Raw genomic sequence first — 17,839 nt, forward strand, 5'->3', positions numbered from 1 at the left:
CCCGGTCGCGTCGATTACTTCTTGTCCCCCGCCAGGTCGATCGCCTTGTCCGACCCGACCGCGTTGCGCAGCTGGAATTTCTGGATCTTGCCGGTCGACGTCTTCGGCAGCTCGCCGAAGCGCACGACCTTCGGCACCTTGAAACCCGCGAGCAACTGCCGGCAGTGCGCGACGATTTCCTCCTCGGTCGCGCTCATGCCGTTGCGCAGCTCGACGAACGCGCACGGCACCTCGCCCCATTTCGGGTCGGGCATCGCGACCACCGCGGCGACCTCGACGGCCGGATGCCGGTACAGCGCATCCTCGACCTCGATGCTCGAGATGTTCTCGCCGCCGGAAATGATGATGTCCTTGCGGCGATCCTTGATGCGGATATAGCCGTCCGGCGTCAGCACGCCGAGATCACCCGTGTGGAACCAGCCGCCGTGGAATGCCTCGTCCGTCGCGTGCGGGTTCTTCAGGTAGCCCTTCATGCAGATGTTGCCGCGGAACATGATCTCGCCGAGCGTCTCGCCGTCGGCCGGCACCGGCGCCATCGTGTCCGGGTCGAGCACCGTCGCGCCCGCTTCCAGGTGATAGCGCACGCCCTGCCGCGCATTGAGCCGCGCGCGCTCGTCGTCGGGCAGTTCGTCCCAGTGCGCCTGCTTCGCGCATACGGTCGCCGGGCCGTAGACCTCGGTCAGTCCGTACACGTGCAGCAGGTCGAAGCCGATCTCCTTCATCTTCGCGATCACGGCCGGCGCGGGCGCGGCACCGGCGACCATCGCGTGCACGGTGTGATCGATGCCCGCGCGGAACTCGGCCGGGGCATTCGCGATCGCGCTCTGCACGATCGGCGCGCCGCAGTAATGCGTGATGCGTTCGCGACGGATCAGGTCGAACACCGTCTTCGCGTCGAACTTGCGCAGGCAGACGTTCACGCCCGCGCGCGCCGCGACGGCCCACGGGAAGCACCAGCCGTTGCAGTGGAACATCGGCAGCGTCCACAGATACACGGCGTGCTTCGGCATGTCCCATTCGAGGATGTTGCTGATCGCCGCGAGATACGCGCCGCGATGGTGATAGACGACGCCCTTCGGGTCGCCGGTCGTGCCGGACGTGTAGTTCAGCGCGATCGCCTCCCACTCGTCGGCGGGCAGTGTCCACGCGTAGTCCGGGTCGCCGCCCGCGACGAACGCCTCGTAGTCGGTCGCGCCGGCGAAGCGCGCGGGGTCGGCCGGCATCGCGTCAGCGACGCTGACGATCTTCAGGCCCGGCACTTCGAGCGCCGCGCGATGCGCTAGCTCCGCGTATTCGGTATCGACGATCAGCACCTTCGCTTCGCCGTGACGCAGCATGAACAGCACCGACGAAATGTCGAGCCGCGTGTTGATCGTGTTGAGCACGGCGCCGGCCATCGGCACGCCGAAGTGCGCCTCGACCATCGCCGGGATGTTCGGCAGCAGCGCCGCGACCGTCTCGCCACGCGCGACGCCGGCCCGCGCGAGCGCGCTCGCGAGCTGCTTCGCGCGCTTGTAGGTCTCGCCCCAGGTGCGCCGCACGTCGCCGTGCACGATCGCGAGGCGCTCGCCGTAGACTTCGGCCGCGCGGACCAGAAAGTCGATCGGCGTGAGCGGCACGTAGTTGGCGTCGCGGCGGCCGAGTCCGGCCTCGAACATCTGCGTCATGATCCTGTCTCCCGTTTTCTGCCGGCCGGCGTGCAGGCACCCCGATCGGTTTTGATGTGGTTCAATTGCCGATAGCCTAACGGGCGCTATTGTGAGCCGTCTGTCATCGAAACGACAGAGTGCCCGATGAACGCTGCGCGTTATCCCTATCCTCGCAAACCCGCACCCATGCACGACCACTCCGTTGCACCGCCCGACGCGGCCGCTACGCCGGACCACTCGCCGGCCAACCCGCCGCCCGAACCGGGCCCGTTGCCGGCCCTGTCCGCGCTGTTCAGCCAGTGCGCGTGGTTCCGCGCGCTGGCGCCGGAACACCAGGCGCTCGTGCTCGCGCAGTCCCACGCGGAACGGCACGAAGCCGGCGACGTGATCGCGCAGCGGCTCGCGCCGTCCGAACACTGGATCGGCGTGCATCGCGGATTGCTGAAGCTGGCGATCTTCAACGCGTCGGGGCGCGGCTGCACGTTTTCCGGCGTGCCGTCGGGCGGCTGGTTCGGCGAAGGCAGCGTGATCAAGCGCGAGCTGCGCAAGTACGAAGTCGTCGCCGTCCAGCGCTCGATCGTGCTGTTCGTCCCGGTCGACACGTTCCATGCGCTGCTCGACACGAGCCTGCCGTTCACGCGCTTCGTGATCCATCAATTGAACAACCGGATGGGCGAATTCATCGCGTCGATCCAGAACAGCCGGCTGCTCGACGTCGACGCGCGCGTGGCGCAGGCGCTCGCGCAGCTGTTCAACCCCGCGCTGTACCCGGACACCGGCCCGTCGCTCGCGATCTCGCAGGAGGAACTGGGGATGCTCGTCGGCGTGTCGCGGCAGCGGATCAACCAGGCGTTGCAGCAGCTCGAGAAACTCGGCGTGCTGCGGCTCGCGTACAACCAGATCGAGGTCGTCGATCTGGCCGCGCTCGCGCGGGTCGGGATGGAACAGATCTGAGCGACGTCCGATGCGCGGAAGCACCGCCGATGCGGCATGCGCACGCGGTCCGGCGGCGGTTCCCAGGTGCCTGCGCCCGCGCACCTTTCATCCGATGAATCGACCTTGCGCCGCCCCACCCCAACCTGACAATTCCGCCAGTTTCGCGCCAGTGACCCGTTCCGCCCCGACGCCTATCATTCGGGTTCCCTTCACCGACGCCTGATCACCGCCTGTCCCGCTGCCTCCATGTGGATCGTCAATCTCGCGCTCAGGCGCCCCTACACGTTCATCGTGATGGCCATCATGATCGTGCTGGCCACCCCGCTTGCGCTGATGCGCACGCCTGTCGACGTCCTGCCGGCGGTCAACATTCCCGTCATCAGCGTGATCTGGAATTACAACGGCTTCTCCGCGAAGGAGATGACCAACCGGATCACGGCCGTCCATGAACGGATCCTGACGACGACCGTCAACAACATCCAGCACATCGAGTCGACCTCGCTGCCCGGCATCGCGGTCGTGAAGGTGTTCCTGCAGCCCGGCGCGAACGTGCAGACCGCGATCGCGCAGACGGTGTCATCCGCGCAGGCGATCGTGCGGCAGATGCCGCAGGGTGCGACGCCGCCGCTCGTGATCACCTATTCCGCGTCGAGCATCCCGGTGATCCAGCTCGGGCTGTCCAGCAAGACACTCAGCGAACAGTCGCTCGCCGACATCGCGCTCAACTTCCTGCGCCCTCAACTGATCACGATCCCGGGCGCGCAGATCCCGTTTCCGTACGGCGGCCGCACGCGCGTGGTCGCGATCGACCTCGACCCGCAGGCGCTCCTCGCGAAGGGCCTCACGCCCGCCGACATCGTCAACGCGGTCAACGCGCAGAACCTGGTGCTGCCGACCGGCACCGCGAAGATGGGCCAGACCGAATACCGGATCGACACGAACGCGTCGGCCGACACGGTCGCCGACATCAACGGCCTGCCGGTGCAGACCGTCAACGGCGCGACGACCTACCTGCGCGAAGTCGCGTCGGTGCGCGACGGCTTCGCGCCGCAGACCAACGTCGTGCGCCAGAACGGCCAGCGCGGCGTGCTGATGTCGATCCTGAAGACCGGCGACGCGTCGACGCTGAAGGTCGTGTCGGACCTGAAGGCGCTGCTGCCGAAGGTGATCCCGACGCTGCCCGAAGGGCTCACGATCACGCCGCTGTTCGACCAGTCGGTGTTCGTCAACGCCGCCGTGCAGGGCGTGATCCACGAGGCGCTGATCGCCGCCGTGCTGACCGCGATGATGATCCTGCTGTTCCTCGGCAACTGGCGCAGCACGCTGATCATCGCGATCTCGATTCCGCTGTCGATCTTCACGTCGCTGATCGCGCTGGCCGCGCTCGGCGAGACCATCAACATCATGACGCTCGGCGGGCTCGCGCTCGCGGTGGGGATCCTGGTCGACGACGCGACCGTCACCATCGAGAACATCGAGCGGCACCTGCATCTCGGTACAAACCTGCACGACGCGATTCTCGAAGGCGCGGGCGAGATCGCGGTGCCCGCGTTCGTGTCGACGCTGTGCATCTGCATCGTGTTCGTGCCGATGTTCTTCCTGACGGGCGTCGCGCGCTTCCTGTTCGTGCCGCTCGCCGAAGCCGTGGTGTTCGCGATGCTCGCGTCCTACGTGCTGTCGCGCACGCTGGTGCCGACGCTGGCGATGCTGCTGTTCCGCCCGCAGCAGGCCACCACCGGCCCCGACCACTCGACGTCGCGTTTCGCGCGGCTCCATCACGCGTTCAACGCCGCGTTCGAGCGGCTGCGCGCGTGGTACATCGTGCTGCTCAGCATCCTGCTGGTGCGCCGCCGCTTCTACGCGACGTGCTTCCTCGGCTTCTGCGTGCTGTCGACCGGCCTCGTGTTCGTGCTCGGCCGCGACTTCTTCCCGAACGCCGATTCCGGCAACATCCGGCTGCACATGCGCGCACCGACCGGCTACCGGATCGAGGAAACCGCGCGCCTCGCCGACCAGGTCGAGCGCGTGATCCGCGAAGCGGTGCCGCCCGACGAGCTCGGCGCGATCGTCGACAACCTCGGGCTGCCGGTGAGCGGCATCAACCTGTCGTACAGCAACAGCGGCACGATCGGCACGCTCGACGGAGAACTGATGATCGCGCTGAAGCCGGGCCACCGCTCGACCCGGCACTACGTGCAGACGCTGCGCACGCTGCTGCCGCAGCGCTTCCCCGGCGTCGAGTTCTTCTTCCAGCCGTCGGACATCATCACGCAGATCCTCAACTTCGGTCAGCCGGCCGCGATCGACGTGCAGGTACTCGGCAACGATCTCGCGAGTAACATGGCTATCGCGAGCAGCCTGATGAAAAAGATCAGGCAAATCCCCGGCACCGTCGACGTGCACGTACTGCAGCGCAACGACGAACCGACCCTGGTGGCCGACATGGACCGTACGCGCATGCAGCAGCTCAGCCTCTCAGCGCAGAACGTCGCGCAGAACATGCTGATCTCGCTGTCCGGCAGTTCCCAGACGACCCCGTCGTTCTGGATCAACCCGCGCACCGGCGTCCAGTACCCGCTGCAGATCCAGACCCCGCAATACAACATCGCGTCGATCGACGACCTGCTCGGCACGCCGATTTCCGCGAGCGGGCGCACGGGCATGCCGCTGCAACTGCTCGGCAACCTCGTGCAGATCCACCCCGTCTCGAATCCGGCCGTGATCACGCATTACAACATCCGCCCGGCGATCGACCTGTACGTGAGCGTCGAAGGCCGCGACCTCGGCTCTGTCGCAAGCGCGATCGACCGGATCGTGTCCGACGCGCGCGCGACGCTGCCGCGCGGCACCGACCTCACGGTGCGCGGCCAGGTCGAGACGATGCGCACGTCGTACATCGGTCTCGGCGCGGGCGTCGCGATGGCGATCGTGCTCGTCTACCTGCTGATCGTCGTGAACTTCCAGTCGTGGCTCGATCCGCTGATCATCATCAGCGCGATGCCGGCCGCGCTCGCCGGCATCGCGTGGATGCTGTTCATCACCGGCACGCACCTGAGCGTGCCCGCGCTGACGGGCGCGATCATGACGGTGGGCGTCGCGACCGCGAACAGCATCCTGGTCGTGTCGTTCGCGCGCCAGCGCCTCGCCGCCGGCGCGCCGCCGCTCACGGCCGCGCTCGAGGCCGGCGCGACGCGGATCCGCCCGGTGCTGATGACGGCGCTCGCGATGATCATCGGGATGGTGCCGATGGCGCTCGGTCTCGGCGAAGGCGCCGAGCAGAACGCGCCGCTCGGCCGCGCGGTGATCGGCGGCCTGCTGTTCGCCACCGTTTCGACGCTGCTGTTCGTGCCGCTCGTGTTCGGCGGCGTGCATTCGCGGCTGGCCCGCCGGCGCGCGCGCCAGGCCGGACACTGACTTTCGCCCCTAGCCTTTAGACCCGGTCAATTCATGGAAGAGAAACATCACAGCTCCGTCGGCATCCAGGTGGACGAACACGGCATGCACCTGCCGACGCGCACGTCGGTGTCGCGGCGCGGGCGGGTCGTGCTGATCGTGGTCGGCGTGCTGCTGGCCGCGGGCGCCGCGCGCACGATCGTCGTCAACGTGCTGAACCGCAACCGGCTCGATGCGGTGGCCGAGCAGAACACGCGCCAGTACGTGAACGTCGTGCATCCGGTCGATGCGGCCACCGGCGGCAAGCTGACGCTGCCCGGCACGCTGCGCGGCTTCGTCGAGGCGCCGATCTATGCGCGCGCGAGCGGCTACGTGCTGCGCTGGCAGGCCGACATCGGCGCGCACGTGAAGCAGGGGCAACTGCTCGCCGAGCTCGACACGCCCGAGCTCAACCAGGAACTCGCGCAGGCCACCGCGCAGCGTCAGCAGGCGCAGGCCGCGCTCGCGCTCGCGAAGACGTCGTTCGACCGCGCGCAGCAGCTGCGCCAGCGCGATGCGGTGTCGCAGCAGGAACTCGACGACCGGCAAGGCGCGTTCAACCAGGGCAGCGCGAATCTCGCCGCGGCCGATGCGAACATGCGCCGGCTCACCGAACTGAAGGGCTTCCAGCGCATCGTCGCGCCGATCGACGGGATCGTCACGCAGCGCAACGTCGACGTCGGCGACCTCGTCAATTCCGGCAACGCGGGCCGCTCGCTGTTCACGGTCGTGCAGGCCGACCAGTTGCGCCTGTACGTGCAGGTGCCGCAGGCGTACGCGCAGCAGGTGAAGGTCGGCCAGCACGTGAGCGTCGCGCAGGCCGAGCTGCCCGGCCAGACCTTCGACGGCACGATCACGCGCACGTCCCAGGCGATCGACGTCGCGACACGTTCGCTGCAGATCGAGATCACGCTGCCGAACCCGGACGGACGGCTGCTCCCCGGCTCGTATGTGCAGGCGATGCTGCCGATGACACCGGTCGGCCGCCTGCAGATTCCGGCCAACACGCTGCTGTTCCGCGCAGAAGGGCCGACCGTCGCAGCCGTCGACGCGAACGGCCAGGTGCACCTGAAGGCGGTGACGATCGCGCGCACGATCGGCCAGACGCTCGAAGTCGACGGCCCGCTCACGCCGAACGACCGCCTCGTCGCGAACCCGAGCGATGCGCTCGCGAACGGCGACACCGTCATCGTGCAGACGCCGCCGGCCGTGAAGCCGGCGTCCGCCGCCGCGGGAGCGAAGTCGTGAGCGCGATGCGCGCCCGCCTGCGCCCCGCCGCGGTCCTGGCCGCCATCGCGGTCGCGGCCCTTGCCGGCTGCACGGTCGGCCCCGACTACCGGCGCCCCGCCGTCGAGACGCCGGCCGCGTGGCGGCTCGACCCGGCCGACGCGTACTGGCACCCGGCCGCGCCCGCCCGCGCGCCGCTCGATCCGGCCTGGTGGACCGCCTTCGGCGACGCGCAGCTGGACACGCTCGAAGCCGACGTGTTGCGCAACAACCAGAACCTGAAGGCCGTCGCCGCACGCTACGACCAGGCGAAGGCGACGCTCGCGTCGGTCGCGTCCGCGCAGTATCCGGCCGTCGGCCTGAACGCGAGCGGCCAGCGCTTCAAGATCTCCGCCGACCGGCCGCAGACCAACTACGCGACGCGCAGCATGTCGACCGTGCAGAACGACATCCAGGTCGCCGCAAGCGTCAGCTACGAACTCGACCTGTTCGGCCGCGTGCGGCGCAGCGTCGAATCCGCGCAGGCCAGCTCCGAGCAGGCGCGCGACGATTTCGCGAACGCGCGCCTCGTGCTGACTGCCGAGCTCGCGTCGAGCTACTTCGCGCTGCGCGAGCTCGACAGCGAGATCGACGTCGTCAAGCGCTCGATCGACCTGCAGCAGAAGGCGCTCGACTACGTGAGCGCGCGCCACGACCTCGGCGCGGTGTCCGGCCTCGACCTGCTGCAGCAACGCGCGCAGCTCGACGCGACGCGCACGCAGGCGCAGCTGCTGATCCAGCAGCGCGCGCAGGTCGAGACCGCAATCGCGACGCTGGTCGGCACGCCGGCCCCCGAATTCTCGCTGCCGCCGCGCGTGGTGCCGATCAACGCGCCCGCGCTGCCGACCGGGATGCCGAGCGACCTGCTGCAGCGGCGCCCGGACGTCGCGTCGGCCGAGCGCGCGATGGCCGCCGCGAACGCGCAGATCGGCGTCGCGCGCGCCGCGTACTTCCCGCGCATCGCGCTGTCGCCGGACATCGGCTGGGACGCGACGCGCTTCTCCGGGCTGTTCACCGTGCCGGCGCTGCTGTGGTCGATCGGCGCGTCGGTCAGCCAGCCGCTGTTCGAAGGCGGCAAGCTGAAGGCCGGCGTCGATTTCGCGCAGGCCGGCTACGTGGCCGCGCAGGCCAGTTACCGGCAGACCGTGCTCACCGCGTTCCAGGAGGTGCAGAATGCGGTGACGGGCCTGGCGGTGCTGGCCGAAGCCGCGCAGCAGGCGTCGGCAGCCGTCGACGACGCGCGCAAGCTCGTGTCGCTCGCGCAGGACCGTTATGCCGGCGGCCTCACGCCGTTCATCGACGTGCTGACGGCCCAGCAGCAGTTGCTGACGAGCGAGCGCCAGGCCGTGCAGATCCAGGGCCAGCGTGCGGCGCTCGTCGTGTTTCTCGCGAAGGCGCTCGGCGGCGGCTGGGACGGCGGCGCGACAGGCGCCACGCCGACCGACGTCGCGGCGGCAACCCTCCAGCCCGCCGCGAGCGTCGGCCCCTAACCCGGTTACAAGGACACACCCATGAAAGTCCTGATCGTCGAAGACGAACCGAAAGTCGTCGAATACCTGAAAAGCGGCCTGACCGAAGAAGGCTGGGTCGTCGATACCGCGCTGGACGGCGAGGACGGCGCGTGGAAGGCCGTCGAATTCGAATACGACGTGGTCGTGCTCGACGTGATGCTGCCGAAGCTCGACGGCTTCGGCGTGCTGCGCGCATTGCGCGCGCAGAAGCAGACGCCCGTGATCATGTTGACCGCGCGCGACCGCGTCGACGATCGCGTGCGCGGGCTGCGCGGCGGCGCCGACGACTATCTGACCAAGCCCTTCTCGTTCCTCGAACTGATCGAGCGGCTGCGCGCGCTCACGCGCCGCGCGCGCGTGCAGGAATCGACGCTGATCTCGATCGGCGACCTGCGCGTCGACCTGATCGGCCGGCGCGCGTCCCGCGACGGCACACGCCTCGACCTGACCGCGCAGGAATTCCAGCTGCTCGGCGTGCTCGCGCGGCGCAGCGGCGAGGTGCTCTCGAAGACGACGATCGCCGAACTCGTGTGGGACGTGAACTTCGACAGCAACGCGAACGTCGTCGAGACGGCGATCAAGCGCCTGCGCGCGAAGCTCGACGGCCCCTTCACGGAGAAGCTGCTGCACACGATCCGCGGCATGGGCTACGTGCTCGAAGCGCGCGAGGACGCCGACAGCGAGAGGCACGCATGAAACGCTCGATCACCCTGCGTCTGTCGGCGATGTTCGGCATCGTGTCGCTGCTCGTGTTCACGCTGGTCGGCTGCGGGCTGTTCGTGATGATGGAGCGCCAGCTGTTTGCCGAACTGCGCGCGACGATCGACACGCGCGCGAAGGTCGCGCAGATGATCGTGTCGCACGCGACCACCGCCGCGCGCGGCCGCCTGATGCAGGAAAAGCTCGCCGATCTCGAACCGCCCGACGGGTCGACGCGTTACCAGATCGACAGCCCCGACGCCAACTTCCGCTTCGGTCATCCGGTCGACGGCGTGCCCGTCGGCAAGCCGTTCGGTGCGTTCCAGCAATACGCGCTCAACCACAGCAGCTACGACGTGATGACGAAGACCGTCCCGATCGCGGGCAGCGGCGAGCGCCCCGACCTGAAGCTGATCGTCGCGTCGTCGTGCGAGCGCACGCAGCGGATGCTGCGCCGTTTCGTGTGGACGCTCGCCGCACTGATCGCGATCGCCACCGTCGTCACGCTGCTGCTGAGCCGCGCGGTCGCGCGCTTCGGGCTCGCGCCGCTCGAACGGCTGTCGCAGGACGCGGCGGCGATCAACGCCACCGACCGCCGCCAGCGGCTGCACACGGACGCGTTGCCGACCGAGCTGCGCGATCTGGCCGCGTCGTTCAACGGCGCGCTCGAGCGCATCCAGCAGACCTATGCGCGGCTCGAGGCATTCAATGCGGACGTCGCGCACGAGTTGCGCACGCCGATCAGCATTTTGATCGGCCAGACCCAGGTCGCGCTGACGAGCCGCGACCGCTCGGTCGACCGGATGCGCCAGACGCTGCAGTCGAACCTCGAGGAGTTCGAGCGTCTGCGCGTGATCATCAACGACATGCTGTTCCTGTCGCGCAGCGATCGCGGTGAGCGCGCGACCGACCTGAAGCACGTGTCGCTCGCCGACGAAGTGCGGCGCATGCTCGACTTCCTCGAGATTCCGCTGGACGAAGCGCAGTTGCGCGCCGAACTGCACGGCGATGCGCGCGCGGCCGTCGACCCGTCGCTGTTCCGCCGCGCGATGACCAACCTGCTGATCAACGCGATCCAGCATTCGGCGCCCGGGGCGACGCTGAACGTGACGATCACGCCGCGCGACACGCTCGTCGACGTGTCGGTCGCCAACCCCGGCGAGCCGATCGACCCGGTGCAGCGCTCGCACGTGTTCGAGCGCTTCTACCGGCTCGAAGAAGCGCGCGCGAACAGCAAGGAGAACCACGGGCTCGGGCTGTCGATCGTCAAGGCCGTCGCGGAGATGCACGGCGGCAGCGTGTTCGTCGCGTGCTCGGGCGGCGTCAATACGTTCGGCTTCTCGGTGTCGACGCAGGCGTGCAGCATCGGCCCGCTGCGCACGGACGATGCGGGCGACGCGAGCGACCCGCACGCGCTGCGACCGACACCCGCGCCGCGCGCGATGCACTGACGGCACCGCGCCGCCGAGGGCAGTTTTCTTCAATACGGACACGCGCGGCTTCTTTAGTCTCGATGCGACTTTCACATTCGCATGGAGACACATGATGAGCATGCTGGTTTCGATGGCCGCGTTCGCGCTGGCGTCGTCGATCACGCCCGGTCCCGTCAATATCGTCGCGCTCGGCGCGGGCGCGCGCCACGGTCTCGGCGCGAGCCTGCGCTATGCGGCCGGCGCGACGCTCGGCTTCGTCGCGCTGTTTCTGCTGATCGGCCTCGGGCTGCACGCGGCGCTCGCCCGCTGGCCGATGCTGACCACGGCCACCCAATGGTCGGGGATCGCGTTCCTGCTTTACCTCGCGCTGCGGCTGGCGCTCGACGACGGCCGGCTGTCGACCGATCCGGCCGATCCGGACGCGCCAAACGTCGCCGGCCCGTCGGCGGCGGCCGGCGCGGCGATGCAATGGCTCAATCCGAAGGCTTGGCTCGCATGCGTGGCCGCGATGGGCGCGTATGCGGCCGATGGCGATCGCGCGCAGGTGTGGCAGTTCGCGGCGCTGTATCTGGTGATCTGCTTCGCGTCGATCTCGTGCTGGGGGTATGCGGGCGCGTCGCTGCGGCACTGGCTCGCGAATGCGCGGCGGATGCGGCTGTTCAACCGCGCGATGGCACTGCTGCTCGCCGGCAGCGCGCTTTATCTGCTCGACGTCTAGCGTCGTCGTTTCGAACGGGTTTTTGCTGCGGGCGGCGGTGCGAGCCGTCACGGCCCGCTGCGGCACCGGCATGCGCCGGCCCTTCCGTCGCTCAGTTCGCGGCGCTTCGATATTGGCCCGGCGTGGCGGCCGCGATGCGCCGGAACGCGCGCTGGAAATGCGCCTGGTCCGCAAAACCCGCATCGAGCGCGACCTCGGCGATCGGCCGGCCGCGGCGCAGTTCCGCGCGGCCGTACTGCACGCGACGGTCGACCAGGAACGCATGCGGTGTCATCCCGTAGCGGGCGTTGAACGCGCGGATCAGGTAGGACGGCGACAGGTCGGCGGCCGCACAGATTGCATCGAGCGTGACGGCCTGACGGCAATGCGCGGCGATGTAGTCGGCCGCGCGCGCGAGCTTCGCGTTGTCGGCCGCGCGCCGCGTGTCGACGGGCAGTTCGCGATCGAGCGCGCCGTGCAGCCGCGTGAAGAATTCGACCGCCGCGCTTTCCTTGCCGAGCGGATCGACGCCGGGTGCCACGAGCGTGCGGTAAAAGCCGCCGAACTGCGCGAACAGGTCGCGCCGCTGCGTCAACTTCGGCGAAAAGCCGCGAAAATCGCTGTTCGGGTCGCGCCCGAGCGCATGCTGCAGTCGTGCGAGCCAGGGTACGTCGACATAGATCATCCGGTATGCCCACGCGTCGGGGCCATACGGATTGCACGCATGCACCTGCTCCGGATCGATGATCACGAGCACGCCGCGCCCGACGTGTTCCTTCGTCGCGCCGTTCAGGTAAGTGCTCGTGCCGCCGATGATCGCGCCGAGCGAAAACGTGTCGTGCGTGTGCTTCGCGTAGCAGATCGTCCGACCATCGTCGACGGTGCGCGCCTCGATGAACGGCAGCGCGGCGTCGCGCCAGAACGGCGACGGCGCGGCGAGGGGGTTGGCGGAACGGCTCACGCGACGGGCTCCCGGATCGGATGGCGAACGCACACCGTACAAGACTGCGCGGCGCGATGCAACCGCGAACCGACGCTTCGCGGCCGGATCGCCTAAGCTTTGATTTCGGCCGCCGCGGCAGACGCGGCGGGTTCCGTTTCCCTCTTCCAGCCGGTAACTCTGCACTTCGATCTGCGCGGCCAACGGCATCGCAGCATGTCGTCGAATCCAGAAGCGGTGGTCACGGTCAACTCGCAAACCGCCCCTGGATTCGCCTGCAGCCGCCACCGTCCGAATCTCTGCGTGAACAACACGTAGCCCCTCGACGTACAGGCATTGCGATTTAGCTCTGCCGCGTGACGACAATCTCAACGCGTCGGTTTTGCGAACGCCCATCCGTCGTTTTGTTGTCGCCGACCGGATCGGCATCACCCTTGCCGACGGCTTCGAGACGATTGGCCGGGATGCCAGCAGCTTGCAGCGTCTGCATCACATGCGTCGCACGCTCGTGCGACAGTGCCTGATTCGACGCGAACTGGCGGCTGCGGATCGGTATGTTGTCCGTGTAGCCAGTTACCGTCACCTGGCCCGGCACCTTGGCGATCTCGCCCGCAATCTTCGCAATCAGTGGGGCGACCGTCGCCTTCACTGACGCACCGCCCGGCGGGAACATCGCATCGCCCCGGACCGTCACCGAGCTGCGGTGTGGATCCTCATCGACGCTCACGGTACCCGCTGCGATCTCGCTTTTCAGCAGCTGTTTCAGGTGCAGGGCCTGCGATGCGGATGGCGGCCCCGTGTGGCCAATGTCGGCGATCTGCTTCTGGACTTCGGCCGCGCGGCTCACAAGCCGGTACTTGTCATAGCCATACATGCCCAGCAGGATCACCGACAGCACCGAGGCCGTGATCCATACGGGGAAGTTGTAGAACGACACGCGCCTGCCATTCGTATCCGGTCGCCAGTTCGGCGACAGTTCCACCGGCACAGGTTCCCGCCGCGACATGATCTCATCGTAGAGCCGCTGCCTCACGGCCTCGTGCTTGCGATGACCGTCCGTTTCGAGTCGGTAGCGGCCCTCGAAGCCGAGACTCAGTACGCGGTGGATCACTTCGAGCAGATCACGGTGTTCGTCCGGATCGTTCATCAGCCGGCCGATCAGCAGATAAATCTTGTCGCCGCCCTGACGGTCTTCGTGAAAGACTGTTGCGAGGCCGTTCGTGATCCACGCCACCCCGTTTTCGCAGTTCTGCCCCCAGGCCGTCTGCATCGCTACCTCATCGAGCGCCGTGCACAGGCAGTAACGCGCGCCGATCATGTGATCGCGCCGAATATTCGCCTGCTCGCACAGCTTCTGGAATATGCGCATCTCCTGCTCGAGCAGCGAGCGCAGCGCGGGGATAGCGTCCGTATCAAGATATTTCGGCATATCCGCCTGGACGCGCAGCAGCGGCCGGGCCGCTTCCAGCAAGGGATTCCGGTGGGCGCGAACCGCTGCCAGGCGTTCGCTGAAAGGTTCGGGCGGCGGAATCTCCTTGGGCGTGTCAGGCGGTGTTGAGGCTTCGCTGGGTTGAGTGTTCATGGTTTCATGATTGGTATAGCGCCGGGTGCGGTCAGGCACGCAGCGCGGGCTCTCTTGATGGATTGTTGAAACGCAGCGGGAAAAACGCGACACAGGCGGCGTTGACCCGAAGGTCATTGAGGCGAAATGACTGCCGGTGATGGAGTCGCAGCCGATGCAGCGCGAGCGCCATCGTCTGGCGCGTCGATGAACTCTATCGATTTGACTACGGTTAGAGCGAAAGGCAAGAGATCGCTTTTCTGGTAAAAGGGACGAGCGATTTGTGGTGTGCCGCCGCATAGCACGACCGGGGGATGGCGCAAACAAAACGCAAACCGGCGGTCACGCGTCTTTGGATCACCGTTCGTCTGCTCTTGAGTTACGGCGATGCCCGTGCTATTTGCTGCCTCCAGAGGAAATATCCGAGTGACCGGCTTCAGCAAGGCTACGTCTTCAGCAGACAACGCAGAAAAATCCTCTTTCCATTGCTTTCCGTTTTCGTCAAATGATGCGGGAACGATATTTCGGATTGCCTCAGCGTCATTAGAATTCACACACTCAAACTGTAGATAAAGTTCCCCGAGCCCCGTTCGTCGATACGGAAAGCGGTCGAGTACATATCTCGTTTCGGTAACACGGGCGTTATAAGGATCGACAAGTCTGATCGGGCATTGAACTCCATCCGTGGTAACGACAATCTGCTTGACTTCCTTGGTCGGCTGTTCATCATGCACGGTGGTAGCCGATGCACCGCGAGCGCCATCGCCTGACGTATCAATGAATTCGATACTACGCAGGAGTTGCATGACTTCAGGCTCGACGCTTTTGTGTTTGCCGTAGAGAGCATCGACAGACGTTCCTCCAAATAAGGTTGCTCCGCTGAGTGACGTTAGGCAGAAGGCCAGATTTCTGCCGCGGTTTTGCTCGTCGCCCGTTGTATCGCTTTCGATACGCACCGCGCCTGATCCATTGACGCTGCGAAGTTCGCGCACTTCTACGTGAGCGGCTTTGGGAGGCGGCCCCTGATCCAAGGTATCCCACGCGACCCAGCCGTGGGCGGTATGCTCCACACCACCGAATTCGTGGCAAACCTGCACCGGAGGGCGCGTGTCACATCCAAACTGAATATGGAAGGCGTTCGGAAGAGTCTCTCTTCTTAGCTCCACGTTATAGTCAGCATAGGGGGGCGAGCCGCTAGGATTGGCTCTCAACTCTCCACCAAAGGTATCGGTAAGCTTGAATTCGCAGGCACCGACATTCGCCACGTGCACGGTCGGCGAAATCACCTTTGGGTCATAAGCGGATGACGTCGCGGCCAGAAATAGAAGGGCCATACATCCAAACAATATTGAAAGCTTTACCACGAAGTTCTCCGCTGGAAGTTTTCCGGCCATTCTTTCGCAACTCCATGTGCATCGGGAAATGATGGCGTATCGGTTAGTACTACGAGCGCGTTTGCATAAGCGCTATAACGATCGGTAAGTCCGTTAACAGTGTAGTGGCCATAGACCGCGCCCGGAATGTTAACCATCGCGGCCGTCCTGCGTGCAGTTTCGTTGCTGTAGTACGCCTGCTGACCATGCACCACCGACACGCTATGGCGCACGTTAGGGTGTAGTTCGTCCGCGTACTGCAACGCAGTTTCAGTCGCATGAGGCGAGGACGAGCTGAATTGGAGCTTGGTCCAGTAAAAGCCTGCGCTTTGTGCGGCATCGTCCGGGTTATTAGCAACATCCTGACGCCATTGCAGAGTCTGGCTGGTCGGTGGAATCGGAATTGGCGCGCGCCCACGCCACCGGAAGTAGTTGTAGTAGTTGTTATTGCCGTGATTCAGGTCGCCGTGGTGCGCGGTCAGTTGCAGGAAGCCCCGCCCGTACCAGCCGTTATGCAATGCGGCATTTCTTCCGCCCCCTTCTTCGAGCGACCTGAACCAGTCACTTTCAACCGTCGCCTGAGCAAAAAATGCTGCTATGCGAGATGGCGTGGTAATGCCGTACTTCCGCAGCGACTTGTTTAGTTCGACACGATAGCGTTGAATAATTGCATCAGTACGGCCGTTATGCGGAACGGGTTCCCAATGGTGTTGACCATGCCCATCCTTGCGGACGATATACATCGGCAGCAACTGCTGCATCTCGGCCTTGCTCAGCCATGTGCATTTTCTCAGGTGTCCGATGATTGCCTTCGGCGGCAGGTGCCAACATTCGGCAGCAGACGGCAGGTCCGGAGTCTGGATGTCCTCCCAGAACGCGAGCGCTTCGATGTGCGCCGTCAGTGTGTGGAAGTCTTCCCCGGTAAGCGGTGTCGCCAGCGCCTCATGCGGCGACTTGAGCCATCCCCAGCGCGCGTCGATATCCTGCTTCGCCCATTCAACAGGGAATTTGCAGATCGCCTGTGCCATGCGTTTCCGCACGTCCCCGCTATGCAGTGCTTCTTTCGCTTCCGCATGCGTAACCTGACCATCGCCGTCGAGGTCGAGCCACCGTTTGATCGTTGACGACTCGCACAGGCTATCGGGTGTCGCATCGTCGTCGATCAGGCTCCAGCCCGCCCAGTGTGGCAAATCTGCATCGCTGTAGACGCTGATTCCCGCATACCGAGTGGCACCGTGGTGACCTTCTTTCTTTGGTGCGTTCAGGTTGATCCAGCCGGTACCATCAGGCGTGGCAATCTTGCGCCAGTGGCCGAATTTCACGTTTGCGGGCATCGGCTCGCCGATTGCACGGCCAAGGCGCAGCATTTCGTAAATCAGGCTGGGCGCCGGCGCTGCAGGCGCGGGTGCGGCGGGATTGGTGCTGCCATCGCGGTACTGCCTGTTCAGACGCATGGCTTCGGCGTACAGGCTGTACTCGTAGTCGTGTGTTTTCACCGGTTCGCCGACTCGAACGCAACGACCGTCGCTGGCCAGCGTAAACGTCGTGAGCGTGCAATCGCCTCTTTCGTAATGCATCTGGATGAGCAGATCGACCGCCGTCGTACCGGCAGCCGGCTGTGTCTGCACCGAAGGGTGCGGCCCTTGAGGAGGCTCAGTATCATCGCGCCGGTAAGGATGCGGCCGATTCGCAAAGAACTTCAGGCCCTTGGGCACCTTGAACCAGATATCGCCGTAGATCGCATCCGTGCGGCCCTGCGTTGCAGTGAGCGGTCCGGTCGTCCGTCCCACCAACTTCTTCAGGTTGGCCGTGTCGCTGACAATCTCGAAATGTATCTGGCCGCGCTGGCCATAGATCTGTCCGGGCATACCGAGCAGGTCCTTACGGTAGACAAGCTTGCCTGGCTTGACGGTGACGCTTTGCAGATGCATGTAGATCGAGTAGAAGGTGACTTTTGCGCTATCGCCTTCGCCAATCTCTGTCGTATGTTTGATCACGACGCAACCATCGTCAGTGCGGACATTGCGGTATTGCAGCGCGGGCTTCTCGCTTGCGTCGGTCTGGCGGACATAGACGACTTCGCCGTCGGCAATTGCGCGCACCGGCTCGGACTGGCCGTTCGCGGCCTTGGGTGCGACGAGATGAGGGCCGCCGTGCCAACCGAGGCTATAGCTCACCGGATAGGCGCCGTTACCGGGAGCGCATTCCTGCATACCGGACTGACAGATGTCATGATCCGGCACGACAGTATTACCGGCGGTGGCCGAGTCCATTTCATGCCCGGTCCCGGACGGTTGGGATGGCAGGAACGGTGGGCTGATGATCATTGGTTAAGATTCCTC

At 65.9% G+C, this 17,839-nt stretch carries 12 protein-coding genes; 7 read left to right on the forward strand and 5 right to left on the reverse strand.

What is annotated here, in order from left to right; all coding sequences use genetic code 11:
• Positions 1-14: 14 nt before the first annotated feature.
• Entirely contained in the window at positions 15-1,667 is a 1,653-nt protein-coding gene (locus ACV22W_RS01225) for an acyl-CoA synthetase (protein ID WP_175914921.1), read from the reverse strand.
• 168 nt (positions 1,668-1,835) lie between these two features.
• On the opposite strand from ACV22W_RS01225, the gene ACV22W_RS01230 reads away from it, so the two are divergent.
• The 7 genes from ACV22W_RS01230 to ACV22W_RS01260 all read left to right on the forward strand — a co-directional run bounded on the left by ACV22W_RS01230 (position 1,836) and on the right by ACV22W_RS01260 (position 11,644).
• Positions 1,836-2,603, forward strand: a complete 768-nt coding sequence (locus ACV22W_RS01230; RefSeq protein WP_448017367.1) for a Crp/Fnr family transcriptional regulator — start codon at positions 1,836-1,838, stop codon at positions 2,601-2,603.
• A gap of 228 nt (positions 2,604-2,831) precedes the next feature.
• The gene (locus ACV22W_RS01235; protein WP_448017368.1) at positions 2,832-5,999 is read left to right on the forward strand and encodes an efflux RND transporter permease subunit; all 3,168 of its coding nucleotides are present in this window, start codon (positions 2,832-2,834) and stop codon (positions 5,997-5,999) included.
• Between the two features lie 33 nt (positions 6,000-6,032).
• Positions 6,033-7,265, forward strand: coding sequence for an efflux RND transporter periplasmic adaptor subunit (locus ACV22W_RS01240; RefSeq protein WP_448017369.1), 1,233 nt, complete (start codon positions 6,033-6,035; stop codon positions 7,263-7,265).
• 5 nt (positions 7,266-7,270) lie between these two features.
• Positions 7,271-8,773, forward strand: coding sequence for an efflux transporter outer membrane subunit (locus ACV22W_RS01245; protein ID WP_448018100.1), 1,503 nt, complete (start codon positions 7,271-7,273; stop codon positions 8,771-8,773).
• A 21-nt stretch (positions 8,774-8,794) separates the two neighbouring features.
• A complete protein-coding gene (locus ACV22W_RS01250; protein WP_448017370.1) occupies positions 8,795-9,490 on the forward strand; it encodes a heavy metal response regulator transcription factor in 696 nt (231 codons plus the stop codon).
• Positions 9,487-10,944: a heavy metal sensor histidine kinase gene (locus ACV22W_RS01255; protein ID WP_448017371.1), complete on the forward strand. Its 1,458-nt coding sequence runs from the start codon at positions 9,487-9,489 to the stop codon at positions 10,942-10,944. Before ACV22W_RS01250 ends, ACV22W_RS01255 begins: the two co-directional genes overlap by 4 nt.
• Before the next feature lie 94 nt (positions 10,945-11,038).
• Positions 11,039-11,644, forward strand: coding sequence for a LysE family translocator (locus ACV22W_RS01260; RefSeq protein ID WP_059690219.1), 606 nt, complete (start codon positions 11,039-11,041; stop codon positions 11,642-11,644).
• Positions 11,645-11,735: 91 nt separating this feature from the next.
• Here the strand turns inward: ACV22W_RS01260 and ACV22W_RS01265 are convergent, their stop codons facing one another.
• From ACV22W_RS01265 to ACV22W_RS01280, 4 genes are all read right to left on the reverse strand, one after another.
• The gene (locus ACV22W_RS01265) at positions 11,736-12,584 is read right to left on the reverse strand and encodes an AraC family transcriptional regulator (RefSeq protein ID WP_448017372.1); all 849 of its coding nucleotides are present in this window, start codon (positions 12,582-12,584) and stop codon (positions 11,736-11,738) included.
• Between the two features lie 322 nt (positions 12,585-12,906).
• Positions 12,907-14,262 (reverse strand): type VI secretion system protein TssL, long form, encoded by a 1,356-nt coding sequence (gene tssL, locus ACV22W_RS01270; RefSeq protein ID WP_448017373.1) that lies wholly within the window; start codon positions 14,260-14,262, stop codon positions 12,907-12,909.
• Entirely contained in the window at positions 14,259-15,518 is a 1,260-nt protein-coding gene (locus ACV22W_RS01275) for a hypothetical protein (protein ID WP_448017374.1), read from the reverse strand. The genes tssL and ACV22W_RS01275 overlap by 4 nt, the downstream gene beginning before the upstream one ends.
• Positions 15,482-17,824: a peptidoglycan DD-metalloendopeptidase family protein gene (locus tag ACV22W_RS01280; RefSeq protein WP_448017375.1), complete on the reverse strand. Its 2,343-nt coding sequence runs from the start codon at positions 17,822-17,824 to the stop codon at positions 15,482-15,484. The genes ACV22W_RS01275 and ACV22W_RS01280 overlap by 37 nt, the downstream gene beginning before the upstream one ends.
• Positions 17,825-17,839 lie beyond the last annotated feature (15 nt).

It is taken from the genome of Burkholderia sp. AW49-1 (assembly GCF_053427845.1).